Source organism: Streptomyces avicenniae (genome assembly GCF_000719135.1).
GTDB classification, from domain to species: Bacteria; Actinomycetota; Actinomycetes; order Streptomycetales; family Streptomycetaceae; genus Streptomyces; species Streptomyces avicenniae.
In genome coordinates this window covers 249,406-272,331 of record NZ_JOEK01000007.1, presented here as the reverse complement: position 1 = coordinate 272,331, position 22,926 = coordinate 249,406, and the positions used below count along the sequence as shown (strand labels likewise).

At 74.8% G+C, this 22,926-nt stretch carries 20 protein-coding genes and 1 pseudogene; 9 read left to right on the top strand and 12 right to left on the bottom strand.

From position 1 onward, the window contains the following. Positions 1 to 159 precede the first annotated feature (159 nt). Positions 160 to 639 (bottom strand): DUF6194 family protein, encoded by a 480-nt coding sequence (locus tag IF27_RS13800; protein WP_052849860.1) that lies wholly within the window; start codon positions 637 to 639, stop codon positions 160 to 162. A 47-nt stretch (positions 640 to 686) separates the two neighbouring features. Between IF27_RS13800 and IF27_RS13795 the strand changes: the two are divergent. Further along, positions 687 to 1,442 (top strand): annotated as a pseudogene (locus IF27_RS13795) (MerR family transcriptional regulator); the annotation flags it as partial. Positions 1,443 to 1,728: 286 nt separating this feature from the next. On the opposite strand, the gene IF27_RS13790 reads toward IF27_RS13795, so the two are convergent. Next, positions 1,729 to 2,649, bottom strand: coding sequence for a zinc-binding dehydrogenase (locus IF27_RS13790; protein ID WP_420822008.1), 921 nt, complete (start codon positions 2,647 to 2,649; stop codon positions 1,729 to 1,731). A 103-nt stretch (positions 2,650 to 2,752) separates the two neighbouring features. On the opposite strand from IF27_RS13790, the gene IF27_RS13785 reads away from it, so the two are divergent. Both IF27_RS13785 and IF27_RS13780 read left to right on the top strand, forming a co-directional pair. Continuing rightward, complete coding sequence (locus IF27_RS13785) at positions 2,753 to 3,370, top strand: TetR/AcrR family transcriptional regulator (RefSeq protein ID WP_110945852.1); 618 nt, start codon at positions 2,753 to 2,755, stop codon at positions 3,368 to 3,370. A gap of 82 nt (positions 3,371 to 3,452) precedes the next feature. Further along, complete coding sequence (locus tag IF27_RS13780; RefSeq protein WP_052849811.1) at positions 3,453 to 3,806, top strand: hypothetical protein; 354 nt, start codon at positions 3,453 to 3,455, stop codon at positions 3,804 to 3,806. A gap of 28 nt (positions 3,807 to 3,834) precedes the next feature. Here IF27_RS13780 and IF27_RS13775 read toward each other — a convergent pair whose 3' ends face one another. Next, the gene (locus IF27_RS13775; RefSeq protein WP_052849810.1) at positions 3,835 to 4,056 is read right to left on the bottom strand and encodes a DUF397 domain-containing protein; all 222 of its coding nucleotides are present in this window, start codon (positions 4,054 to 4,056) and stop codon (positions 3,835 to 3,837) included. Next, on the bottom strand, positions 4,046 to 4,888 hold the full coding sequence (locus IF27_RS13770; RefSeq protein WP_223291052.1) for a helix-turn-helix domain-containing protein: 843 nt from the start codon (positions 4,886 to 4,888) through the stop codon (positions 4,046 to 4,048). The genes IF27_RS13775 and IF27_RS13770 overlap by 11 nt, the downstream gene beginning before the upstream one ends. 143 nt (positions 4,889 to 5,031) lie before the next feature. Between IF27_RS13770 and IF27_RS13765 the strand changes: the two genes are divergently transcribed. Continuing rightward, positions 5,032 to 5,475, top strand: a complete 444-nt coding sequence (locus IF27_RS13765; RefSeq protein WP_052849809.1) for a helix-turn-helix transcriptional regulator — start codon at positions 5,032 to 5,034, stop codon at positions 5,473 to 5,475. Positions 5,476 to 5,485: 10 nt separating this feature from the next. Next, positions 5,486 to 5,896 (top strand): VOC family protein, encoded by a 411-nt coding sequence (locus IF27_RS13760; RefSeq protein ID WP_052849856.1) that lies wholly within the window; start codon positions 5,486 to 5,488, stop codon positions 5,894 to 5,896. A gap of 298 nt (positions 5,897 to 6,194) precedes the next feature. Here the strand turns inward: IF27_RS13760 and galE are convergent, their stop codons facing one another. The 4 genes from galE to IF27_RS13740 form a co-directional block, all read right to left on the bottom strand. Next, the gene (galE, locus tag IF27_RS13755) at positions 6,195 to 7,193 is read right to left on the bottom strand and encodes a UDP-glucose 4-epimerase GalE (RefSeq protein ID WP_052849808.1); all 999 of its coding nucleotides are present in this window, start codon (positions 7,191 to 7,193) and stop codon (positions 6,195 to 6,197) included. A 266-nt stretch (positions 7,194 to 7,459) separates the two neighbouring features. Further along, the gene (locus IF27_RS13750) at positions 7,460 to 9,217 is read right to left on the bottom strand and encodes an SMI1/KNR4 family protein (protein ID WP_052849807.1); all 1,758 of its coding nucleotides are present in this window, start codon (positions 9,215 to 9,217) and stop codon (positions 7,460 to 7,462) included. 61 nt (positions 9,218 to 9,278) lie between these two features. Beyond that, positions 9,279 to 10,355 carry an aminoglycoside phosphotransferase family protein gene (locus tag IF27_RS13745; RefSeq protein WP_110945851.1) on the bottom strand — a complete coding sequence of 359 codons (1,077 nt, stop codon included), beginning with the start codon at positions 10,353 to 10,355 and terminating at the stop codon, positions 9,279 to 9,281. 28 nt (positions 10,356 to 10,383) lie between these two features. Further along, the gene (locus IF27_RS13740; RefSeq protein WP_052849805.1) at positions 10,384 to 10,818 is read right to left on the bottom strand and encodes a response regulator; all 435 of its coding nucleotides are present in this window, start codon (positions 10,816 to 10,818) and stop codon (positions 10,384 to 10,386) included. Between the two features lie 420 nt (positions 10,819 to 11,238). Here IF27_RS13740 and IF27_RS13735 point away from each other — a divergent pair, with 420 nt between their 5' ends. The 4 genes from IF27_RS13735 to IF27_RS13720 all read left to right on the top strand — a co-directional run bounded on the left by IF27_RS13735 (position 11,239) and on the right by IF27_RS13720 (position 17,698). Then, positions 11,239 to 12,885, top strand: coding sequence for a sensor histidine kinase (locus IF27_RS13735; RefSeq protein ID WP_052849804.1), 1,647 nt, complete (start codon positions 11,239 to 11,241; stop codon positions 12,883 to 12,885). Further along, positions 12,882 to 14,177, top strand: a complete 1,296-nt coding sequence (locus tag IF27_RS13730) for a PP2C family protein-serine/threonine phosphatase (RefSeq protein WP_052849803.1) — start codon at positions 12,882 to 12,884, stop codon at positions 14,175 to 14,177. Before IF27_RS13735 ends, IF27_RS13730 begins: the two co-directional genes overlap by 4 nt. Positions 14,178 to 14,369: 192 nt before the next feature. After that, positions 14,370 to 15,671, top strand: a complete 1,302-nt coding sequence (locus IF27_RS13725; protein ID WP_052849855.1) for an ATP-grasp domain-containing protein — start codon at positions 14,370 to 14,372, stop codon at positions 15,669 to 15,671. Continuing rightward, positions 15,671 to 17,698, top strand: a complete 2,028-nt coding sequence (locus IF27_RS13720; protein ID WP_052849802.1) for a CocE/NonD family hydrolase — start codon at positions 15,671 to 15,673, stop codon at positions 17,696 to 17,698. The genes IF27_RS13725 and IF27_RS13720 overlap by 1 nt, the downstream gene beginning before the upstream one ends. Before the next feature lie 12 nt (positions 17,699 to 17,710). Here the strand turns inward: IF27_RS13720 and IF27_RS13715 are convergent, their stop codons facing one another. From IF27_RS13715 to IF27_RS13700, 4 genes are all read right to left on the bottom strand, one after another. Next, the gene (locus IF27_RS13715; protein WP_052849801.1) at positions 17,711 to 18,673 is read right to left on the bottom strand and encodes a quinone oxidoreductase family protein; all 963 of its coding nucleotides are present in this window, start codon (positions 18,671 to 18,673) and stop codon (positions 17,711 to 17,713) included. Positions 18,674 to 18,751: 78 nt separating this feature from the next. Continuing rightward, entirely contained in the window at positions 18,752 to 19,285 is a 534-nt protein-coding gene (locus IF27_RS13710; RefSeq protein ID WP_052849854.1) for a TetR/AcrR family transcriptional regulator, read from the bottom strand. A gap of 112 nt (positions 19,286 to 19,397) precedes the next feature. Continuing rightward, positions 19,398 to 22,610 carry a serine protease gene (locus IF27_RS13705; RefSeq protein WP_052849800.1) on the bottom strand — a complete coding sequence of 1,071 codons (3,213 nt, stop codon included), beginning with the start codon at positions 22,608 to 22,610 and terminating at the stop codon, positions 19,398 to 19,400. Beyond that, positions 22,594 to 22,902, bottom strand: coding sequence for a trypco2 family protein (locus tag IF27_RS13700; protein WP_052849799.1), 309 nt, complete (start codon positions 22,900 to 22,902; stop codon positions 22,594 to 22,596). Before IF27_RS13700 ends, IF27_RS13705 begins: the two co-directional genes overlap by 17 nt. Between the last annotated feature and the right edge of the window lie 24 nt (positions 22,903 to 22,926).

Here is a 22,926-nt window from a genome sequence, read left to right as displayed (position 1 = left end):
GGGCCCCCCCCCCGAGCCCTGCCCCGGCCGCCGCTCCGGCGCCGGTGACCGTCCACCGGCTGCCGGGCGCCCGTGCCCCACCACCCGCCCACCGCTCCACCCCACCCGGCCGGGCGGCGACGCGACGCCGCCCGCCTCCACCTCCGCCGGGACCGCTCGTCAGCCGTCCCCGGGCTCCCCTCCCGACCCTCGCCGCCGCGCGAACCTCGCACCGGCGGCCTCGTGGGCCCCACGCAGCAACCCCACGACCGTCTCCCTCGTCCTGGCGCCAGGGTTCACGACGGATATCCACCCGAGCCCCCCGTACACGGGGTGCGGCATCACCTCGTCGGACGCCGTGTGGTCCCGAGGCGTCACCAGACCGCGCGGCTCCTCACCCGTCACCTCACGGAACACCGCCCGATCGACATGGACGTTCACCCGCCACCGACCCGGCGGATCAAGGGCGGACGCCGTGTCACCCGGGTAGTCCTTCGTGACGATCGTGCCGTAGGGCTGGACGGTGCGTGGCATCACACCGTCGGGGGCGTAGTAGAAGAACGCGTCCCCCCATGCCAGTTCCGGGAAGTCACCACCCGGCCCGGGGGCCACCACGAGCGCCCCCTCGAACCGCCGGACAGCGGCGATGATCTGCTCCATACTCATGGTTCAAGCGTCACCTTCAAGTGCTGATGGAGGGTTCGGTCATGAGCGGACCGGCCGATGGACCGGCGAACGCGCCGCTGCGGACCGCCGATGTCGCCAGGGAGTCGGGCTACTCGCTCCAGCAGGTCCGCGATCTCGAACTGCTGGACGTCATTCCCCCCGCCGCCCGCTCGGAGACCGGCTACCGCATCTACTCGCCACTCCATGTGCGCGCACTGCACGCGTACAGAGGAGTCGCGGGCGCCGTCGGCCCCGTGGAGGCGCGGCGGCTGCTCATCGGACTGCATGCCGCGCCGATCGAGGAAGCGGCGTCGGTGATCAACGGCGTCCACGTCCGGCTCGCCCGGGAGAGAGAAGAAGCCCTGCGCGCCCAGGAAGCCCTGCGCGCGATCCGCGCCGAGACGGACACGCCCGGCACCCCGCAGGACAGCGACACGATGACGATCACCGCGCTGGCCGGAGCGCTGGGGGTGCGCACCTCCACCCTGCGGTTCTGGGAGGACGAAGGGCTGGTCTTCCCCGAGCGGGTGACGTCCTTGCGGGCACGCCGCTACGGGCCCGCCGCCATCGGCGCCGCCCGTATCGTCGCCGCCCTCCGCGCGAGCGGATACGGCATCGCGGCGGCCCGTGAGGTGATGGGCTCCCTGGACCGGCTCGACGGGCTGGAGGAGGCGGAGCGCATCCTCCGGAAGCGCCTCGACCGGCTCGCCTCGCGGTCCGTGGCACTGCTGCGGGCGGGCGCCGACCTCGCGGCCGTCGTCACGTCCGGCCAGGGACCGGCCGACCGACCCCAGGGCGGCGGCCGCCCCGCCCCCCGCCCGTCAGGGACGGCCACCGGCCGCCCCCCTGCCACCGACGCCAACCCCAATGCCGACGTCAACGCCGAGGGCGACGCCGGGGCCAAGGAGGACGTCGATCCCGCCCCCGACCGCGACGTGGGTGGCCGGGGTGTCGGGCGGGCGGGAGGTGAACCCGGCGCCCGGTTTGGTGACTCAGAGTGAGTGTTCATGGGTTCACCGTAAGCGGTCGGTAGTCGTTTGGGTATCGCTCGTGCGGGTGAACCAGGCTGCTGGGGGCGAGGGGTCAGGGCGCCGGGACGGGATCGACGTCGAGGACGACCTTGCCCGCGACGCGACGCGCCAGCAGCGCGTCGGCGGCCTCGGCGACGTTCTCCCAGGAGTCACGCCGGTCCACCTCGGCCGACAGCCGCCCGGCCGCGACGAACCCCAGCAGGGTCGCCAGGTCGGGCCCGACCTCACGGGCGTCGCCGAACGTGCTCAGCGTCCTGGAGGCGCCCAGCGAGAACAGCGAGTGCGGCGGGAACTCGGCCGGTTCGCCGGAGGCCCAGCCGATGTGCTGGATGTCCCCGCCGGGCGCGAGAAGCCCCCAGAGCGCGACGAGCTGCGCGCCGCCGACCGTGTCGAGGACCAGATCGACCGGCCGGTCGATGCCCTCCAGGCCGATCACGACCTCGTCGGCGCCCAGCCCGGCCAGCCCCTCGGCGCGCGCCCGCGACCCCACGGACGCGACCACGTGCGCACCCCCCAGCGCCGCGAGCTGGACCGCGTAACGGCCCACGCCCCCGGCCGCCCCGGTGATCAGGACGCGCCGCCCCAGGATCGGACGCGTCCGCAGCGTCCGCAGCGCGGTGAACCCGGCCATCGGCAGGGCGGCGGCGTCCGCGAGACCGACACCGGCGGGCACCTCGGCCACCGCCCCGGTGTCCACGGCCATCCGCTGGGCCCACGCGGCGGCGCCGAAGGCCGCGACCCTCGCGCCCGCCGGCGGTCCGCTGCCGTCCGCCGCCGCCCGCGACACGACACCCGCCGCGTCGTAACCGTGCACGGTCCCTGGCGGGAGCTGCCCGGCGAACTCCACCTCCCCCCGGTTGAGCGAGATGTGTCGGACGTCCAGCACCAGCTGGTGCGCCGCCGGTTCCGGCTCCCGCACCGTCCCCAGGCGCAGCGAGGCAGGGGCGGCGGGATCGGCGACGAGCGCGCGGATGTCCATCAGCGGTTCCTCCGGGGCATGAGATATCCGGACCGGCGGTCCGTATGGCGGGCACGGTAGTATCCGGACCGACAGTCCGTCCAGCCCGGAGATGCCGATGCCCGAGCAGCGCGCCGAACGTGCGGAGCGCGCCGACGCCGTCCGCAACCGGGGCGCCGTGCTCCGCGCCGCCGAACGGCTCCTGGCCGAGGGCGGCGGCGACCACGTCTCGCTCGACCGCGTCGCCGCCCTCGCCGGGGTCGGCAAGGGCACCGTCTTCCGCCGCTTCGGCAGCCGCGCCGGACTCCTCCAGGCACTCCTGGAGGAACGGTCCCTCGCGCTGCGCGAGGCCATCGCGACCGGCCCGCCGCCGCTCGGCCCCGGCGCGCCCGCCCCGGAACGGCTGCTCGCCTTCCTCGACCGGCTCGGCGCCATCGCCGAGGGCAACGCCGCCCTGCTCTCCGCCCACGAGGCCGCCTGCGCCGAGGAGAAGTACGACGACCCGAGCTACCGGCTCTGGCACGGCCACCTCACGGCCCTCCTCGCCGAGGCACGCCCCGACCTCGACGCCGGATTCCTCGCCCACACCCTGCTCGCGGTCTTCGACGGCGACCTGATCCGCCACCTCACGCCGCCCGACGACCCCCGCCGCTTCACCCGCTCCGTGCAGCGCACGGCCATGGCACTGCTCGACGGCGAACCCGACCCCGACCCCGCCCACGACCCCGACCCCTGACCACGGACGGGCGCCGCGGCCCGCCGGTCACACGCCGCCCCCCCAACAGGCCCGGATCATCCGGTCATTAAGCTCACGTCCCATGGACGTGGTCATCAACATCGTGGTCGCCCTCCACATCATCGGGATTGCCGCCCTGCTCGGCGGCTTCCTGACCCAGGTGAAGGCCCTGCGTGCCGGCGGCGCCCGGATGACCCCGGGAATGCTGCACGGCGCCCTGACCATGCTCGTGACGGGCGTGGCGCTCGTCGGCCTCAACCAGGCCGACGACCAGGAGGTCAACAACCTCAAGATCGGCATCAAACTGGCGATCCTGGTGGTCGTCCTCGTGCCCGTCTACCTCAAGCGGGACGACGAGAAGGTCCCCACCGGCCTGTTCGGCATGGTCGGCGCCCTGACGACCGCCAACCTCTTCATCGCCACCGTCTGGACCTGAGCCCACCCCCCCCGCCACCGGGCGGCCCTCACCCCGCGCCCTCCTCCCGCAGCGACCGGACGAAGGCCCGCCACGCCCCCGGCGTGAACACCAGCGGGGCGACGGCCGCGTTCTTCGAGTCGCGGACGGGCACGGCCCCCGGCACCCCGACCGCCATCTCCACACAGTCCCCGTTCTCCGCCCCGCTGCGACTCGACCCACGCCAGACGGGACGCGCCCCCGCGCCGAGCCCGCCGCCGTCAGCCGTCATCGCCGTACTCCTTCAGATACCCGCGGATCAGCTCCAGCGAGTCACGCACCGGCGACGCCAGCGACCTGGCCGTGTCGAACCGCTGCGCCAGACCGAGGACCCGCTCGGCCGACTCCGCCTCCTCACCGGACGTGAAACTCTCCACCAGCGCGGTGGTCCTGCCGTCCCGCAACGTCAGGAGCGTCAGGCTCCCCCCGAGCATCGGATGCAGCCCCTGCCCGAACGGAAGCACCTGCACCGACACCCGAGGGCCGGACGCCAGACGCAGGATGTGCTCCAGCTGCCCGCGCATCACGCCCGCGTCCCGCGCGGGCCGCATGAGCGCCGCCTCGTCGATGATCGCCCAGTAGTACGGCGGGTCAGGCCGCTCGAAGATCCGCTGTCGCTCCAGACGGGCGTCCACCCGCGCCCTCACCTGCTGCGGCGACGGCGCCGACAACCCCGCGCGGAACAACTCCGTCGCATACTCACGCGTCTGCAACAGCCCGGGGACCAGGCTGCTCGTGAACACCTGGACCCGCACCGCCTCCCGCTCCCTGCGGACGAAATCACGGCTGTACCCGGCGATCAGCGCGTCATGCGCCAGCCCCCGCTGCTCCGCGAGCGCCCCGCCCGTCGCGAAGTACGCGTCCAACGTCGCCACGAGCGCGGCGGACGCGGGCTGCTTCCCCAGCTCCACCCGCCCGAGGTAGCTGTGCGAATAGCCCGTCACGGCCGCGGACAGCCCACGCAACGACAGCCCCCGCGCCGTGCGGAAGCTCCTGATACGTCGCCCGAGGCGCGCGTCCGGGGTCAGCTCCCCGTCCTCGCCGGTCGGCTTCACGGCAGTCACCCGATCCCTTCGTGAACCGATCGTCACCTAGAGTGATGCGGTGACATCCGCCATGCGTACCCCACCCGGCCGCCGCGTCATGCCTGGGACATGTGAGCGGACGCCGCCCGGCGCTGTCAGCGGTGCATGGCACCATCGGGAGGGTGAGCAGCAGAACCGCCGACGCCCAGCGCCTGCGCGACCTCGCCCGGCTGCGGCGCGTACGTGACCGCATCGACCGGGAGTACGCGCAGCCGCTCGACGTCGAGGCGCTCGCGCGCGGCGTGAACATGTCCGCCGGGCACCTCAGCCGCCAGTTCAGGACCGCCTACGGCGAGTCGCCGTACTCCTACCTCATGACCCGGCGCATCGAACGCGCCATGGCGCTGCTGCGGCGCGGCGACATGAGCGTCACCGAGGTCTGCTTCGCCGTCGGCTGCGCCTCCCTCGGCACCTTCAGCACACGCTTCACCGAACTGGTCGGCATGCCCCCCAGCACCTACCGGCGCGAGGCCGCGCGCTCCACCTCGGGGATACCGCCGTGCGTGGCGAAACAGGTCACCAGACCGGTCAGGAATCGAGAAGCACCAGGCACCGGCCACGATTAGCGTGGCGGTCATGAACCTCACCATCCACACCACCGTCCTCCCGCACGACGACCCCGACGCGTCCGTCGCCTTCTACCGCGACGCGCTCGGCTTCGAGGTCCGCTCCGACGTCGGCCAGGGCACCATGCGCTGGATCACCGTCGGCCCCGCAGGACAGCCCGACACGTCGATCCTCCTGGCACCCCCGGCCGCCGACCCCGGCGTCACCGAGGACGAACGCCGCGTCATCGCCGAGATGATGGCCAAGGGCACCTACGGCTGGCTCCTCCTCGCCACCGAGGACCTCGACGGCACCTTCGAGAAGGTGCAGGCCACCGACGCCGAGGTCATCCAGGAACCGGTCGAGCAGCCCTACGGCATGCGGGACTGCGCCTTCCGCGACCCCGCGGGCAACCAGATCCGCATCCGCGAGGTCAGCTGAGACGATCAGCCGCAACCCCCCGCCGCCGACCTGAAACCCCGAGCGGGAAAACTCTGTTGAGCACTCGGCCGGTGCCGCGCCGCTCCACCGTCAGGTGAACGGCCGCCCCGCCCCGCCCCCGAGGGCGGGACCCGCACGCCCGACAAGAGAACCAAGGAACCCCGGTGCTCCTCTCCCGCATCCTCGTCGCCTGCGGCTGCGCCCTCATCGTCGGCGCCCCGCTCCTCGCCGCCGCCTCCTGCGCGCTCGCCCGCTGAGCACCGGCTGCGGGCGAGGCGCGGGGCAGGCGGGGTACGGGTCAGCGCGGCGCGAGGACGTCCTCGCGGATCGCGGCCCACCGCAGCGAGTCCCTGATGCCCTCGGCCAGCGTGTACCTGGCCTCCCAGCCGAGGAGTTCACGCGCCCGGTCCGTCCGCGTCCAGGCGCCCACGACGTCGCCGGGGCGCGCCGGGCCCTCGACGGCCTTCACCGGCGTGTCCAGCAGCCCGTTGAACGCGGCGAGCAGCTCACGGACGGTGGTGCCCTCGCCCGTCCCCAGATTGACGACGAGGTACGGCCGCTCGTCCGTCAGGTGCTCGTCGAACCTGCGCAGCGCCGCCACGTGCGCCGTCGCCAGGTCCCAGACGTGCACGTAGTCGCGGATGCCGGAACCGTCACGGGTCGGCCAGCCGGTGCCCGTGATCTCGAACGGGACACCTTCGTCCGCCGCCTGGATCATCTTGCCCAGCGCGTGGCTCGGGCGCGGCAACTGGAGGCCCGTGCGCAGCTCCGGGTCCGCGCCGATCGGATTGAAATAGCGCAGGGACAGCACGCGGAGCGGCTGGGAGGCCGCGATGTCGGCGAACATGCCCTCGCAGACCGCCTTCGTCCGCGCGTACGGGCTCTGCGGCGCCAGCTCCGAGTCCTCGTCCACCGTCAGGTCGTCGTTCGCGCGGTAGATCGAGGCGGACGAGCTGAAGACGAGACGGCCGCAGCCGTTGCGCAGCAGGTGACCGACCAGGTCCAGGCTCTTCACCACGTTCGCCCGGTAGTAGCCCACCGGGTCCGCCACCGACTCCGGGACGACGATCAGCGCGGCGCAGTGGATCGTCGCCTCGATGTCCGGATGCTCCGCGAAGATCCGGTCGATGAGGGCGCCGTCCGCGATGTCGCCCTCGTAGAACTCCCGGCCCGCCGTGAACTCGCGGCGGCCCGTCGCGAGGTTGTCCAGCACGACCGGGGTGATGCCCGCGTCCAGGCACGCCTGCCCGACCGTGCTCCCGATGTACCCCGCGCCGCCCGTGATCAGGACCTTCATGCCGCTCCTCCCGCGTGACCGGTCTGGCAGCCTACCCGTCGGCCCCGGCGGCCCACGGGGCGGCGACGGCGACGCGGACCCTCCGCCCCGGCCGCGGAGCAGCAGATCCGTCCGGGCACCCACCGAGCCCTGCTGTCGGGCGTCCCCGTCGGCGCGACGGTCCGTCCCTGCGCATTCCTGCCCCACGACCCGAGACGCGGGCACGGATACGGCCCGGGCCGCAGTCCGCCCGTGCGCCCTTGGCCGTTCACCGCGCGACGACCGGGCTACACCTCCTCGTCCGCCGACCCGGACGCGTCGCGGAGCAGTTCGGCGCGCCAGTGCGGGGAGGGATGCGCGGTGAGGACGTGGTCGGCCGCCTGGCGTGGCGGGAGGGCGGCGAGCGCGAGGAGTGCCCGCGCCGTCTCCGCGCGCCGCAGCCATGTCCGCCGCTCCGGCCAGCTCGGTATCCGGGGCAGCGCCGCGTCACCGGCACGGCGCGGCGCCGCCTCCTCCGCCAGCACGGTCCGCAGCCGCAGGCCGAGAGGGGAGTCGTCGTCCACGGGAGCCGCACGCCCCGCCCGCAGGTCCGCGAGCGCGCCCGCCACCACCGGGTCGGCGGCCAGACCCGTCGCCTCGGCCATCCGTGCGGTCGCCGCGACAAGTGCCGGGCCCAGCCGCTCGTCCGGTATGCCGACGACCACCTCGGCCACCGACTCCGACGGACGTGACCACGGAGGCACGTCGGGCAGCACCGGCAGCACCGGCACGAGCCGGGCCGCGCCCGCCACCCCGGCGACCTCCTCGGGCGTCAGCCCCACACCCACCGCGACGGACAGCCGCTCGCACACCTCGACAAGCTCAGGCGGCACACGGGGCTCCACCGGCTCCACCGGCTCGGCAACCGGGGCCGAGCCACCGATGCGCAGCGCGACGCCCTGCGCCGGGACGTCCTTCGGCCCGGCGGGTATCACCACGCCCGGCATCGAGCCGAGACCGCGCCCCTCCGCTCCGCCCCCAGCACCGGTACCTGCCCCGGCCGCCGGTATCCGGCGCGGCTCCCACCGCACGCCGTCCCGGTAGACCAGGACCGGCACCGGCCCCGTGAGCGTCGCCGTCGCCGCCACCGTGCCCCGGGACAGGCGCCGTAGCGCCTCGGGGCGCCCCGCCTCGTGCTGATCCCTCTCGACCACGAACGCCCACTCCCCGCTCCGGCCCACCCGCACGGACGGCAACGCCGCGTTCGGCTCGCGAGCGGCCCCCGGCGCGACCGGCGGCGCGCCCAGCCGCGTCAGCACCTCCTCCTGGCCCAGCCCCCGCACCACGGTCACGAAGAACCGGCCACCAGGCCACTCACGCGGTGGGACGCCCGCCCCCAGGGCCACCGACGACTCGGCATCCGCGCAGTGCTCCGGCACGGGCTCCCACAGCAGCCGCCCGGCGAACGTCACCGGCACCTCCGGCGGGAAACCGCCCGGCGCGTGGCCCTCCTCCAGCCCGTCGGCGACCGCCGTCAGCAGCGCCGTGAACGAAGGCCACCCGCCGAGGCGCGGCCCGACGCCCTTCGTATGGCTGCCGACCCTCCCGTGGCCCGCGCCGGGACGGCAGTCCAGCAGCAGCCCGTCCCCCGCGACGGTCAGCGTGAACCGCACGAACGACAGGTGCCAGTACGAGCCGTCCCTGAGATGTTCGCCGTCCTCCCCCTCCCGCCGCGCGAACGAACGCCACCCCTCGGCATGCCGCGCCATCCCGGCCACGTCCAGCAGCCGATGGCCACCCGGCAGCGGGAGACCCGCCCGCCCCCCGTCCGCCTGACCGTCGTGCCGCAGCAGCGACGCGACCAGGTCGGCGGGCAGCGCCACACCCACCTCCCGCTCCAGCGCCTCGACGTCCGCCCGCGCCGCGGGCGGCGGGAGCGCCGCCAGCGTCAGCGGCGCGTACGCCGCGAGCCACGCCTCCATCCGATCCCAGGCCCGCCCGACCCCGGCCGCCACCTCGGCCCCGACGCCGCCCCCGTTCCCACCCTCGTCCGCCTTCTCGACCATGCCCCCCAGTGGAGCAGACACCACTGACAGTCACACCCGACATGCCCCACGGCCCCCACCGTCAGGGGCGCCCGGCCTCCGCCAGCCACTCCGTCCACTCGTCCAACAACCCCAGCGCCGACCGCAGTTCCGACAGGAACTCCCGCACGTGCGCATACGCAGCCACCCGCTCCGCCGCCGTCACCCGCCGGTGCCCCAACGCCCGCCACAACATCCACGCCGCCCCACCCACCCGCTGGTTCAGCTCCCCGGCGAACGCCCCACCCGACGGCGCCACCGTCGCCCCGCCCGCCGCCCGGTACGCCCGCATCACCTCCACGAACCCGGCACGCCCCGGCCCCTCCGCCGTCCGCCCGAACGCCAACGCCGCCCGCACGGCCTCCCACGCCGCCAGATCCGCCCCCGCCCCGTCCCAGTCGAGCAGCACAGGCCCCGCCGCCGTCACCAGCACGTTGTCCGGCTTCACGTCCGCGTGCGTGAACACCGGCGCGACGCCCGGCCGGTCGAGCACCGCACCGATCAACCCGAGCGCCCGCCCCACGTCCGGCAGGAACTCCCGCACCTCCCCGACGAAGCCCCCCGGCACGTCACCCGGCGCCGAGTCCAGGCCCTCCCGCCACTCGGCGAGCGTGTGAGGCCGCCGCAACACCCCCGGCCCGCCGATCCCCGGCGGCGGGGGCAGCCCGTGGAGCCTCGCCACCGTCCGCCCCGCCCACCGCCGCACCTCCGGCGCCACATCCGTCTCCGGCACGCGCCCGCCCTCGCACCACTCGTGCACGAGGAAGCTGTACATCCCCCCGGACGCGTCGTCCCCGACGTCCGCCAACAGCGGCTCCGCCCCCGGCCGCAGCGGCGGCACCGGCCGCGGCATCGGCACACCGTGCGCGAACGCCCACTCCTGCACGGCCGCCGCCACCCCGTACTCGGCCGACCACCACGCCTCACGCGACCGGTTCAGGCGCTTGACCGCCCAGGTCCCCCCGTCCGTCCGCAGCCGCCACACCAGATGCGCCCGGCCGCCCGCCACCGGCACCGGCTCCTCCCGCACCCGGCCGAGACCGAAGACGGCGGCCACCTCCGCGCCGTCGATGCGCGGAGGTGGCCGCCGTCCGCCCGTCTCCCGTGTGGTGTTCGTCATAGCCGCACGGTAAGGCGGGGGTGCCCGTTCAGTCGCGCGGGATCTTGGCCGCCATGTCCAGGTAGAACGCGTCGATGCTGCGCACCGCGTCGGTGAAGTCGTCCAGGTTGACCGGCTTCGTGACGTACGCGTTCGCGTGCCGCCGGTACGCCGCCGACACGTCGTCCGGCGCCGCGGACGTCGTCAGGACCACGACGGGGATCATCTTCAGGTCGTCCTCCTGCTTGAGGACGGTCAGCAGCTCCCGGCCGTTCATCCGCGGCATGTTCAGATCGAGAACGATCAGATCAGGCCGCGGATTGGCCGGATTCTGGAGGTAGTCGAGGGCCGCGACGCCGTCCTCGACCTGTGCCAGCGCCCGCTCAGGGCCGCGCTGACGCAGCGCGTCCTCGATCAGCATGGCGTCGGCCGGGTCGTCCTCCACGAGCAGGATGTCGTACGGGGGCGCCGGTGAGGCGGCCATGGAAGCGGTCATACGGGATCAACTCCGGTTCCTGACGGGTCGATGTGGTGCGGGCCCGTGGGGTGTGCCCACGGGCTGCGGGGGGTCGCACACAACGGGCTCGCGCCGGAGTCCGCCGGACGCGGACGCGTGCGCGCTCGCCGCGCGCCCGTCCCGTCCGCCGTCCGGTCCACCGCGCACCGGGGCTGTGCCGGGTGTGCCGGCCCGTCGGTCATCGCACCCGTGCCGACCCCGCCGTCCCGCGAGGGAAGACGTGAGGCCGAACGGATACCGGGCATGGGTACGAGGTTAAGGTTCCCGGTCACGGACTGACAACCGCCGTCCCTACTTCCCCTGTATCGTGACCGGACGCGCCGGAACCGGAGGGTCGCTCCCGACTCCCGGACCGGCGCAGTGTCGTGGGGGGACAGGAGGACTCTCATGCCGGTCGTTGCCGGGAAACGGTCGGGCCGGTGGACCACCCGCCGCTGGCTCGCCGTCGGCGTCACCACCACCCTCGCGGTCTTCGCCGTCCTCGGCGCCATCGGCGCCTGGACCCTGGCGCGGACCTCGGAATCGACCCGGCAGCTCGCCGAGATCTCCTCGCCGTCGCTGGTCTCCGCCGTCTGGCTGGAGCGCGCCCTCATCGACCAGGAGACCGGGGTCCGCGGCTACGCGCTCTCCCGCCGCGACGACTTCCTCGACCCCTACCGCGAGGGCCGCGCCGACGAGGAGGCCGCCGCCCGCCGCCTCGGCGAACTCGTCGTCGGCGACGAACAGGCCCAGGAGGACCTGCGCACCGTCCTCGCCCGGGCCGACGACTGGCGCGAACAGCTCGCCGAGCCCATCGTCAACGCCCCGCAGGACGAGTTGGCCCAGCTGACCGCCGACTACACCGAGCGCGGCAAGACCACGTTCGACGCCGTCCGCGCCGCCGTCACCGAGCAGCAACGCCACCTCGCCGACGTCCGCGACACCGCCCGCGACAACCTGCGCGAGACCCAGGTCGTCCGCAACGTCGTCTTCACCGTGATCGCCGTCCTCATCGTGACCGTCACCCTCCTCGCCTACGCCGCCACCCGGCGCAGCGTCACACGCCCCCTCGAAGTCCTCTCCCGGGACGCCCGCCGCGTCGCCGAGGGTGATTTCGCCCACCCCATCACCGCCCCCACCGGGCCCGCCGACCTCGCGCAGCTCGGCGGGGACGTCGAGGACATGCGCCGCCGCCTGTCCGACGAGCTGGGCTTCGCCGAACGGGCCAGGGCGCGCCTGGACGAGCAGGCCATGGAGCTGCGCCGCTCCAACGACGAGCTGGAACAGTTCGCGTACGTCGCCTCGCACGACCTCCAGGAGCCGCTGCGGAAGGTCGCCAGCTTCTGCCAGCTGCTCCAGCGCCGCTACGGCGGGCAGCTCGACGACCGCGCCGACCAGTACATCGGCTTCGCCGTGGACGGCGCCAACCGCATGCAGGTCCTCATCAACGACCTGCTGCTCTTCTCCCGCGTCGGCCGCATGAACGCCGAATCGCGCCCCATCGACCTCGACGCGACGCTCACCTCCGTCCTGGACGCGCTCAGCGTCAGCGTCGAGGAGACCGGCACCGAGGTCACGCACGACCCGCTGCCCCACGTCACCGGCGACGCCAGCCAGCTCGTCATGCTCTTCCAGAACCTCGTCTCCAACGCCGTGAAGTTCCGCGCCCCCGACCGCGCCCCCCGCATCCACGTCGGCGCCGAACGCGACGGCGACCTGTGGCGCCTCTCCGTCACGGACAACGGCATAGGCATCGAACCCGAGTACGCCGAGCGCGTCTTCGTCATCTTCCAGCGCCTCCACACCCGCGACGCCTATCCAGGCAGCGGCATCGGCCTGGCGATGTGCAAGAAGATCGTCGAATACCTCGGCGGAACCATCTCCGTGGACCCCACGCACGGTGACGGCACCCGCATCGTCTTCACCCTGCCCGCCGCCCCGGGACACGACGCCCCCCCGGACTCCGCGCCCGCCGACGCCACGGCCGACCAGGCCGACGACGACCGGACGGCACCGGGCGGCGGCGCGGAACCTGGAAAGGTCTCTGTGAGATGACGACCCCCGGGCAGAGCGGCCCCGTGCCGCCCCCCGAGAACGCCGCCCCCCTGCGCCTCCTCCTCGTGGAGGACGACGACGGCGACGCCCTCCTCGTCGAGGAGATGCTGTACGACACCGGCCTGACCTACGACCTGCGCCGCAGCAAGACGCTGGCCGAGGCCCTGGACGACCTGGGCACGGGCGGCCCCCTCGCCCGCGACCGCGGCCCCGACTGCGTCCTCCTCGACCTGCACCTGCCGGACGCCTCCGGCGTGGACGCCGTCCGCTCGCTGCGCCAGGCCAGCCCGGGGACCGCCGTCATCGTCCTCACCGGCCTCGCCGAGTCCGACGCGGGCGCCGAGGCCGTCGCCGCCGGTGCGCAGGACTACCTCGTCAAGGGCAAGGTCGAGGCCGAGCTGCTGCGCCGCGCGCTGCGCTACGCCATCCACCGCAAGCAGGCCGAGCGCGCCAACGCCGAACTGCGCGAGAACCGCATCCTCGCCGCCGAGAACGCCCGCCTCGAACACAGCCTGCTGCCCACGCCGCTGCTTGAGGCCCCGTCCGTGGGCGTCCTCAGCCGCTACGTGCCCGGCCGGGAGCGCGCCCTCCTCAGCGGCGACTTCCTCGACGTCGTGCAGACCGGCGACGGCCTCATCCACGCCGTCATCGGCGACGTCAGCGGCCACGGCCCCGACCAGGCCGCCCTCGGCGTGTGCCTGCGCATCACCTGGCGCGCCCTCACCCTCGCCGGGCACGGCGGCATCGGCCTCCTCGACCTGCTGGAACGCATGCTCGTCGCCGAACGCACCGGCGGCGACCTCTTCGCCACCTGCACGCTCCTCACCGTGGACCCGGCCGCCCGCCGCGCCACGCTCCACCTCGCCGGACACCACGAGCCGCTGCTCCTCACCGGCGCAGGCCCCACCGAGGCCATCCGCGAGGTCAGCGGACAGCACGGCCTCGCGCTCGGCATCGTCCCCGGCCTCAGACGCTGGTACCCGACGACGTTCGAGCTGCCGGACGAGGGCACCCTGCTGCTCTACACCGACGGCCTCATCGAGGGCCACCGCGACGCGGGCGGCGACCGGCTCGGCACCGACGGCCTGATCGAGCTGATCCACGCCACGGGGACGGGCGACCCCGACGCCCGGCTGGACGCCCTGCTGACGACCGTCCGCCGCATGGACGCCGGGCGGCACACCGACGACATCGCCATCCTCCAGCTCAGCTGGCCGCACGGCGCGCCCCAGGCGATGACACCCACCGGAGTCATCGGGTCGCAGCGGGTCGTCGGCCCCGGGAGCCGCTGACCGGCGCGCGGCGCATGCCTCGCGCCGTCGGGGGTACTCCGAAAGGTCCGCGCCCGCATCCCGGCGGGCCGGGAACGGAGGAGGGCACCGGTGAGTCACGCGGCCAGGACCGGCACCCCTGACACGACGAGGGCGGCGGGCGCGGCACACGCCGTGGACGCCGGGACGACCGCCGACGTCTTCGTCATCGGCATGGACGAGGCGAACGAGGCGGCCCTGCGCGACGTGCCCGACGCGGCGGCCCACCGGCTGCACCCGCTGCTGACCCTCGCCGAACTCCAGCACGGCGAGGTGGACTTCCCCGCGCTCGTCCGCTCGGCGGAACGGCAGCTCGACGCCTTCGACGGCACGATCGACGCCATCGTCGGCTACTGGGACTTCCCGGTCTCCACCCTGGTGCCGATCCTCGCCCGCCGCTACGGGCTGCGCAGCACGAGCCTGGAGTCCGTCGCCAAGTGCGAGCACAAGTACTGGAGCCGCCTCGAACAGGCGGCGGTGACGGACGCCGTGCCGCGCTTCGGCCTGGTGGACCTGTCGGCGGACGACCCGGCGCCGCCGGAGGGGGTGCGGTTCCCCATGTGGCTGAAGCCCGTGACCGCCTACTCCTCCGAGCTGGCCTTCGGCGTGCACGACCGCAACGAGTTCCGCGCGGCCGTCGCCGAGATCCGCGCGGGAGTCGGCCGCGTCGGTCACCCGTTCGAGTTCGTGCTGGACCGGCTTGAGCTGCCGCCCGAGATCGCCGAGGCGGGCGGCGCGGCCTGCCTCGCGGAGGAGGCGATACGCGGCGAGCAGGTCGCCGTGGAGGGCTACGTCCGCGACGGCGAGGTGACGGTGTACGGGGCGCTCGACTCGCTGACGTACCCCGACAGCCCCTGCTTCCTGCGGCACCAGTACCCGTCCCGGCTGCCCGACGGCGTCGTGGCACGGCTGGAGGACATCGCCCGGCGGGTGATCACGCGGATCGGGATGAACGACGCCACGTTCAGCATCGAGTACTTCTACGACCAGGAAACCGACAGGATCAATCTCCTGGAGGTCAATCCGCGTCATTCCCAGTCGCACGCGGAACTCTTCGCCGCCGTGGACGGCGCCTCGAACCACCACGCCATGCTCGCCCTCGCCCTCGGCCGCGAGCCCGGCCTCCCGCACCGCGAGGGCGCCCACGCCGTCGCCGCCAAGTGGTACCACCGCCGCTTCACCGACGCCGTCGTCACCCGCGCGCCCACCGACGCCGCCCTGGCCGACCTCGCCCGCCGCGTCCCCGGCACGCTCGTCAACCACGTCCCGCCCGCGGGGACGCGCCTGTCGGAACTGCCCGAGCAGGACAGCTACAGCTTCGAGCTGGCCCACGTCTTCACCGCGGCCGACAGCGAGGAGGAGATGGTCGCCAAGTACGAGGAGTGCGTACGCTCCCTCGACTTCGCGTTCACCGTCCCCGACGGCGGCCCCGACGACGGCGACGGCGGCGGGCGCCCCGAGGAGGGCCCCGCCTGATGCGCGTCACGGACGACCTCCCGCACCCCGTCCTCCGCGAGGACCACGTCACCGTCCCCGTCTCGGACGGCATCCGCCTCTCCGCCCGCGTCTGGCGCCCGGAGAACTCCGGCACCGAGCCGGTCCCCGCCGTCCTGGAGTACATCCCCTACCGCAAGGGCGACCTCACGTCCGTCCGCGACTCGGTCCACCACCCCTACATCGCCGGGCACGGCTACGCCTGCGTCCGCGTCGATCTGCGCGGCACCGGCGAGTCCGAGGGCGTCCTGCTGGACGAGTACCTGGAGCGCGAGCAGACCGACGCCGAGGACGTCCTCGCCTGGCTCGCGACCCGCCCGTGGTGCGACGGACGCACCGGCATGATGGGCCTGTCCTGGGGCGCGTTCAGCGCCCTCCAGGTCGCCGCGCGCCGCCCGCCCAGCCTGCGCGCCATCGCCATCGCGTCCTTCACCGACGACCGGTACGCCGACGACATGCACTACATGAACGGCTGCATGCTCTCCGACAACCTGGCCGAGGCGGGCACCATGTTCGCCTACGCCACCTGCCCGCCCGACCCCCTGCTCGTCGGCGACGCCTGGCGCGCCATGTGGTTCGAACGCCTCGCCGCCGCCCGCCCCTGGGTCGAACGCTGGCTGCGCCACCAGCGCCGCGACGCCTACTGGCAGCACGCCTCCGTCTGCGAGGACTACGCCGCCGTCCGCGTCCCCGTCCTCGCCTCCAGTGGCTGGGCCGACGGCTACTCGAACGCCGTCACGCGCCTGCTCGAACACCTGGACGTGCCCCGCAAGGGCCTCATCGGCCCCTGGTCCCACAAGTTCCCCCACCAGGGCGAGCCGGGACCTGCCATCGGCTACCTCCAGGAGATCGTCCGCTGGTGGGACCACTGGCTGAAGGACGCCGACAACGGCGTCATGGACGGCCCCATGCTGCGCGCCTGGATGCAGGAGAGCGTCCCGCCCTCCACCGCCTACGAGGAACGCCCCGGCCGCTGGGTCGGCGAACCCTCCTGGCCGTCCCCGCACATCGAGGAGACCGCCTACCCGCTGCTCGGCCCGCGCCTCGGCAGCCCCGAGGAGAAACCGCTGCGCGCCTACCCCGAGGCGACGGTCCGCTCGCCCCTGTCGGTCGGCCAGTTCGCCGGGAAGTGGGCCTCCTACAACGCGCCGCCCGACCTGCCCTACGACCAGCGCGAGGAGGACGGCGGCTCGATCGTCCACGACAGCGACCCCCTGGCCGAACGGCTGGAGATCCTCGGCTCGCCCACGGTCGAGCTCGAAGTCTCCGTCAACCGGCCCGTCGCCATGATCGCCGCGCGCCTGTCCGACGTCGCCGAGGACGGCAGCGCCACCCGCGTCACCTACGGCCTGCTCAACCTCACCCGCCGCGACAGCCACGACGCGCCGCAGCCCCTGGAACCTGGCCGCCGCTACCGCGTCACCCTGCGGCTGAACGGCGTGGCGCAGGCGTTCCCGCCGGGCCACCGCGTCCGCCTGTCCCTGTCCACCTCCTACTGGCCGCTGGCCTGGCCCCCGCCCGAGCCCGTGCTGATGACGGTGCACGGCGGCGGCAGCCTCGTCCTGCCCGTGCGCCCGGCAGGGGAGCCGGACAACGTCGGTGCCCACCCCTTCGCCGAGCCCGAGGGCGCCCGCCCCCTCACGACGACCCGGCTCGAACCCGGCGAGCAGCGCTGGGAGGTCTCCCGCGACCTGGTGCACTACCGGTCGGCGCTGGAGATCGTGAAGGACATGGGCGTCGAGCGCTTCGAGGACAACGCCATGGAGGTGCGCCGCCGCGCCTACGAGCGCTACGACTCCGTCGCCGACCGCTTCTGCTCGGTGCGCGGCGAGTCGGCGTGGACCATGGGCTTCCGGCGCGGCGCCTTCGACACGCGCACGGAGACCAGGACCGTCCTGGAGTGCACGCCCACGGAATTCCTCATGCACGCGACCCTCGACGCGTACGAGGGCCCGCACCGCGTGTTCTCCCGCACCTGGACGGAGAACGTCCCCCGCGACCTGCTCTGACGCCGCCCGCGCTCAGGAGAAGTCGAGGACGAACCGGCCCCGCACCCCGCCCGCCTCCAACGTCGCGTGCGCCCGCGCCGCCTCCCCGGGCGGCACGACCTCGGCGACGCGCGGCGTGAGCCGTCCCGCCGCCAGCGCCCTCGCGATCTCGTCCATCAGATCGGCCCGCCCGAACCACTCGTGCACCCCGAACGTCCGGTACGAGATCCCGCGCGGCGCCGGTGAGGGCAGCAGCTGCGTACCGGCCTCGCCGAGCTTGCGCAGGCTCGCGTAGCGGCCCCCGTCCCGCACGGCGGGCAGCACGCGCGGGCCCAGCAGCGCGCCGTCCACGAGGGCGTCCACCCCCTGCGGCACCACCTCCCGCATCCGCTCCGCGACGTCCGCACCGCGCCGCACCACCCAGGTGGCGCCCAGCTCACGCAGCAGCGCGTCGTCCTTCGGCGCGGCGTCCGCGACGGTACGGATGCCGCGCACGGCGGCCAACTGCACGAAGGCGCCGCCGAACGCCCCGGCCGCGCCCGTGACCCCGGCGGTCTCGCCCCCGGCCAGGTCCATCGCCTCGAAGGCGCTCAGCACGGTCAGCGCGTTCATGGGCACGGTCGCGGCCTCGTGCGGCGAGATCCCCTCGGGCACGGCCACCGCCCACCCGGCCGGTACGACGACCCGCTCCGCGTACCCGCCGCCCTCCGGCCGCACCGGGAGCACGACCGCCATCACCCGATCGCCCAGGGAGAGCGACGTCTCCGTGCCGGGGCCGATCCCGTCCACGACGCCCGCGACGTCCATGCCGAGGACGTGCGGGCCCGGGAACGCCGTCACGGCGCTGCCCTCCGCCCGCAGCAGGGTGTCCGCCGGGTTCACGCCCGCGCCGTGCACCCGCACGCGGATCTCGCCAGGACCCGGCGTCGGCTCCGGCAGCTCCACGACGGTCAGCACCTCGGGTGCGCCGCCACGCTCGAAGGCCACGGCTCGCATGCGTCACTCCTCGTCTCCCCGGCCCCTCGGCCCGGGGGACAGGGAACAACCACGGTGGGCCCTCTCTTCCCCCGGCCGTCAGTCCCCGGGGGAGCCGAACCCTTCGGCGGCCGTACGGAACACCGCGCGCGCCAGCTCCGCCGGGTCCCGCCCGTCCTCGGCCGACTCGGCCAGCGCGCCGTCCAGCCACAGCCCGGCGAAGCCGTGCGCCAGCGACCAGGCGGCCAGCATCACCAGCCGCTCCCGCTCCGGCCGCCCCGCGGCGCCCCGCGCGCCGCTCACCAGGACCGCACGGGAACGGGCGCGCGCCGCCGCGACCGCCGGATCGTCCGCCCGGTACAGCTCGGGCCGGAACATCACCGTCCAGTACGCGGGCCGCGTCACGGCGAACCGCACGTAGGCCGCGCCCACCTCGCCGAAGTCCCCGTCCGCGCGCTCCAGTTCGTCGGAGAGCGCCGCGTACCCCTCGGCCGCCACGGCGGTCAGCAGCCCCGCCTTGTCGCCGAAGTGGTGCGCGGGCGCGGCGTGCGAGACACCGGCGCGGCGCGCCAGCTCGCGCAGGCTCCAGCCGGACGGCCCCGTCTCCCCGATCGCCTCCAGCGCGGCGTCCATGACGGCGCGGCGCAGATTCCCGTGGTGATAGCCCTGCTGGCTGATCGTCCCCACCTCCAGGTCGCTCCTGCGCACCCCATCTTGCCACTGGCAGGATGCCCGGTCACGTCCGTCACGGGGCACGCCCCCCACGCAGCCGCAGCCGCAGCCGCAACCGGGCGCGGGCGCCCCACGGGCTCACCGGATTCCGGTACCACAGCCACGGGATGACGCCGTAGCACAGGACGGCGGGCAGCAGCAGGGGGTTCGCCGAGTCCACGGCCAGCACCGCGAACTGCGCCACGCATACGGACACCCACACCCCCAGCCGCATCCACGGGTGCTTCACGGGACTCCCCGGCGGCATGCTCCAGTCGCGGTGGTTGGCCCACGCCAGCGCGCCGACCGCCGCCGTGTAGCAGCCCCACGCGACGGCCCTGCCGGTGTACCCGGACACGACGAACAGCACCGTCACGCCCAGCGACCAGGCCGTCCACAGGCCGGGGAGGACGAAGACGCGCGTCAGCGCGCGCCGGTCGAGCCGCGCGGGCGAGACCGGCGGCGGCTCCGGGACGTCGGACGGCCCGCCGTCCAGCCCGGCGCGCAGCTCCGCCCACTCCTCCCGCACCCGGTCGGCCTCCTCCGCGCGCTCCTGGAAGCGCAGCAGCTGGTACCGCGCGTCCAGCAGCGCCAGCCGCTCGTCCGGCATGGGGTGGGACCGCGTCAGGTCCAGCGCCTCGTCCAGCAGCGCGTCCACCCGCGCCGTCGCGCCCTCGTCGGCGCAGACGAACGCCTCCGCCGTGAGCGCGTACACGAGGCGCCGCACGTCCCCCGACCGCCTGGCCAGGTCGAGCCCGGCGCGCGCCGGCGGCCCGGCCCGCTCGGTGTCGCCGACCTCGCTCCACAGCAGCGCCGACCTGGCCAGCGCCTCCGAGGCCCCTCCCAGGTCCCCGCAGCCCTCCGCGACCGCCACGGCGCGCTCCCACGCGTCCAGCGCCTCCGCGGGCTGGTCCAGTTCCGCGTGACTCCTGCCGAGCCCGAGGAGCGCGCTCACCAGCCGCGCGTCGTCACGGCGCTGCGTCGCCTCCCGCGCGGCCCACCGGTAGTTCGTCACGGCCCCGGCCCACTCCTCCGACCGGAAGGCGATCGTGGCGTGCAGTTCCAGCGTGTGCAGCGGGAACGACCCCGCCCGCCGGTAGAGCGCCCCCGCGGAGTCGAGGCAGCGCACGGTGAACGCGGGGTGTTCGAGGTCGAGGTAGCGCGCGGCCAGGTCCACGAACAGCCCGGCCTCGCGCAGCCGTTCGCCCCGCTGCTGCGCGGCGGCGATCAGGTGGCGCAGCACCACGACCGACTCCCGCAGCCGCACCCGCCGGGTGAGATGCGCGTCCAGCGGCGGCCCCAGCGTCTCGACATGGCCGGTCGCGCCCGCCTCGGCCGCCGTCCCGAGGAGCGCGAGCAGCGTCCCCTCCTCCCGCGTGAGCCAGTCGGCGTCGCCCCGCGCGGCCAGCTCGCCCGCGCGGGTCAGCAGCCGGTCGAGGGCCGCGGCGCGTTCGTCCTCCCGCGTCCCGCCGAGAAGCTCCTCCGCGTACGCGCGCAGCAGGTCGTGCAGCCGGAACCGGCCCTCGCCGTCCGTCCGTTGCAGCAGCTCGGCACGGTGCAGACGGCGCAGCGCGTCGGCCGCGTCCGGCACGCCGAGCAGCGCGGCGGCCGACCAGCCGTCGATCGCGCCGCCCGGATGCAGGGCCAGCAGGCGGAACAGCCGGGCGTCCCGCTCGTCCAGCGCGCCGTACGTCGCCGCGTAGACCGCGCGCATGTCCAGCTCGGCCAGCCGCCCCCCGGGCTCCCGCAGGACGGTGAGCAGCGGCCCGGCGCCGTGCCCCGTGTCGTCCCGCAGCCGCCCGGCGGCGACGGCGAGCGCCAGCGGCAGGTCCTCGCACAGCGCGGCGATCTCGGCGAACTCCCCTTCGCTGATGCCCTCAAGCGGCACGCCGGTGCCGCGCAGCAGCTCGGCGAGCAGGGCGCGGGACTGCGCGCGCTCCAGCGGGCCGAGGCGCAGCAGCGGCAGCGTGGACCAGTCGCGTGCCGTCCGCGCGGTGAGCAGCAGCCGGTGCCGGGTGCCGCCGGGGAGGAACAGGCCCGCGGGGAAGTCGGGCGGCGCGTTGTCGAGCAGGACGAGCACGGGGCCGCGCGCGTCGCCGCGTTCGCGCAGCGCGTCGCGGAAGAGGGCCGCCAGGCCGTTGAGGTTGTACCGCTCCACGTCGCCGCCCGTGCCCGGCAGCAGGGCCCGCAGCAGCGTGCGCAGGATGGCCTCGGCCGTCAGCGCTCCCGGTCCTTGCGGGCGGTGCCCGAGCAGGTCGGCGTACAGGAATCCGCCGGGGAACCAGCCCTCGCGCCGCGCCACGGCCGCCGCCTGTGCGGCCAGCGACGTCTTGCCGACACCGGCCGGGCCCGTCACCGCCAGCGCGCGACCGCTCGGCACCGGGGCCGCCCCGGGCCGCAACGCGTCCAGCACGGCGGCCAGTTCGGCGTCCCGGTACCGGAACACGGCGGGCGGGGGCGGCGGGTCGGCGAGGGCGTCGGGCAGCGAGGGCGTCGCGGGCGTGCGGGCCAACCGGCCGCGTACGTCCGGCAGTCGGCCGGGCGCGAGGTCCGCGCCGAGGTGGGTGCCCAGCGTGGCGAGCGCCTCCGGCTCGGCGCGCAACCGGTCGGCCCAGCGGTCGATGCGGGTCGCCGTCAGGCGCTCCTCGCCGGGGGAGCGGTGCGCCGCGACGACCACGCCGATCAGCAGCCCGCGGCTGAACACGGGCGCGCCCGACATGCCCTCCCACGCGGAGCCGCCGCGCGCCAGGGCCTGCGCGACGGGCCTGGCCGCCAGGTCGAACGTGCCCTCGCGCCGGTTGGACAGCGGCAGGAAGGTGGCGGTGAGCTGATGCGTGTCGCGGTACCGGCCGCCGCCCGTGCCGTCCTCGCGCAGCGACAGCAGCGGGAATCCGAGCGTGGAGAACGGGACTTCGCCGTCGAACTCGCCGACCCGTCCGACGACGGCCGGGGCCACGCCGTCCTCCGCCCCGTCCGCGGGCCGGTACGTGAGGACGGCGATGTCGAGCGCCCGGTGCCGCCAGGCGACGGCGGCGGCGGCCGTCCGTTCGCCCGGCAGGTCGGCGTCGAACCGGACCGTGATCCCGGCCGCGTCCTCCGGGACGACGTGCGCGGCGGTCAGGACGCGGCCGGGCGCGATCAGGTAGCCGGAGCCCCGCGCAGAGCCGCCGCCCGCCCGCCGCGCGATGATCTCGGCGACACGCCCCGCGACCAGGCCGTTCCCCCCGCCGTCAGCGCTCGCCGTCAACGGAGTCGCCGCCGATCAGCGCCCTGTCGTAGGCCCCGTCGGGGCCGAGGACGCGGGGCTGGAGGGTGAGGGTGACGCGCTGGGTCTCCCCGTGCGCGGCGCGCGCGGCGCCGCCCGTCTCGACCACCCAGAAGCGGACCCTGCCGTCCGCCGTCGCCTCCCGGTCCACGGTCAGCGTCGCCTCCAGCTCGACGGAACCGATGTCGAACCGCAGGGGCTTGCCGTCGCCCTCGGCCACGGCGTCGGCCAGCTCGCGCCGCAACTGGGCGATCAGTTCGGACAGTTGAATCACGTTTCCCCCAGCCGCCGAGTCGTT

Bases quoted from the DNA above. Each gene is read 5' to 3' on its own strand.
- IF27_RS13745 (WP_110945851.1), bottom strand. From the start codon at position 10,355: ATGACGAACACCACACGGGAGACGGGCGGACGGCGGCCACCTCCGCGC.
- IF27_RS13725 (WP_052849855.1), top strand. From the start codon at position 14,370: ATGGACGAGGCGAACGAGGCGGCCCTGCGCGACGTGCCCGACGCGGCG.
- IF27_RS13800 (WP_052849860.1), bottom strand. From the start codon at position 639: ATGGAGCAGATCATCGCCGCTGTCCGGCGGTTCGAGGGGGCGCTCGTG.
- IF27_RS13760 (WP_052849856.1), top strand. From the start codon at position 5,486: ATGAACCTCACCATCCACACCACCGTCCTCCCGCACGACGACCCCGAC.
- IF27_RS13750 (WP_052849807.1), bottom strand. From the start codon at position 9,217: ATGGTCGAGAAGGCGGACGAGGGTGGGAACGGGGGCGGCGTCGGGGCC.
- IF27_RS13720 (WP_052849802.1), top strand. From the start codon at position 15,671: ATGCGCGTCACGGACGACCTCCCGCACCCCGTCCTCCGCGAGGACCAC.
- galE (WP_052849808.1), bottom strand. From the start codon at position 7,193: ATGAAGGTCCTGATCACGGGCGGCGCGGGGTACATCGGGAGCACGGTC.
- IF27_RS13730 (WP_052849803.1), top strand. From the start codon at position 12,882: ATGACGACCCCCGGGCAGAGCGGCCCCGTGCCGCCCCCCGAGAACGCC.
- IF27_RS13785 (WP_110945852.1), top strand. From the start codon at position 2,753: ATGCCCGAGCAGCGCGCCGAACGTGCGGAGCGCGCCGACGCCGTCCGC.
- IF27_RS13775 (WP_052849810.1), bottom strand. From the start codon at position 4,056: ATGACGGCTGACGGCGGCGGGCTCGGCGCGGGGGCGCGTCCCGTCTGG.
- IF27_RS13735 (WP_052849804.1), top strand. From the start codon at position 11,239: ATGCCGGTCGTTGCCGGGAAACGGTCGGGCCGGTGGACCACCCGCCGC.
- IF27_RS13740 (WP_052849805.1), bottom strand. From the start codon at position 10,818: ATGGCCGCCTCACCGGCGCCCCCGTACGACATCCTGCTCGTGGAGGAC.
- IF27_RS13710 (WP_052849854.1), bottom strand. From the start codon at position 19,285: ATGGACGCCGCGCTGGAGGCGATCGGGGAGACGGGGCCGTCCGGCTGG.
- IF27_RS13715 (WP_052849801.1), bottom strand. From the start codon at position 18,673: ATGCGAGCCGTGGCCTTCGAGCGTGGCGGCGCACCCGAGGTGCTGACC.
- IF27_RS13780 (WP_052849811.1), top strand. From the start codon at position 3,453: ATGGACGTGGTCATCAACATCGTGGTCGCCCTCCACATCATCGGGATT.